1 protein-coding gene is annotated in these 726 nt (G+C 70.9%); it reads right to left on the bottom strand.

Annotated elements, in window-relative coordinates:
* On the bottom strand, positions 1-505 hold a 505-nt coding region (locus CCN72_RS16150), incomplete at its 3' end, for an RDD family protein (protein WP_143664111.1).
* Between the last annotated feature and the right edge of the window lie 221 nt (positions 506-726).

Here is a 726-nt window from a genome sequence, read left to right as displayed (position 1 = left end):
GCGCGAGATGCGGCGGCGGAGGCGCGACAAGGCCGGTCTGCCCCACCGGGATCCGCTCCCGCACGACGAGGGTCCCCGCGAACACATCCCCGAGCCGCCGCCCCCGCGCCGAGACCAGCGACGCGATGGACGCGATCGTCCCGAACGTCATGAGGATCTCGACCACACCGATCGAACCCCGCACCAGCGCGTGCCGGAACCGGATCGGCCCGCCGTCGTCCCGCACCACCCGAAGCCCCAGCGCCAGCTTCCCGAGCGAACGGCCGTGGCTCAGCGTCTCCACCGCGATCGGCACCCCGATGGGCACCAGGAGGAACGTCGCGATGCCCAGCGCCGTCTGCGCGGCACTGTCCAGGGAGGACGTCGACACCACGAGCACCATGGTGACCGCGATGTACGTGACCATCACCGCCGCCAGGTCGAGCAGTACGGCCAACGCCCTGCTCGGAAACTTCGCCGGCAGCAGTTCGAGCGCCACCGCCTCGCCGGTCACCAGCTCGCTCACGCCCGCCCGTCCTTCCCCTGGTCCGCCCCTGGGCGGCAAGTCTGCCAAGCTGTGGGCGCGTCGCGCGCCAGTACGACAAGCTGACAGCAAACACGATCATCGACGACGATCAGTCGGCGACCGGCCGAGGAGCAGGCAGACCCGATGGACCTGGACGTCTTCGTCTCCGCACACCGAGCCGAATGGGACCGCCTCGACACCCTGCTCAGCCGCCGGCGCCG

Origin of the sequence: Streptomyces murinus, from assembly GCF_002154555.1 — a bacterium.
Classification (GTDB): Bacteria; Actinomycetota; Actinomycetes; order Streptomycetales; family Streptomycetaceae; genus Streptomyces; species Streptomyces murinus.
Note: the sequence above shows the minus strand (reverse complement) of the source record. Positions and strands in the feature narration are given on the sequence as shown.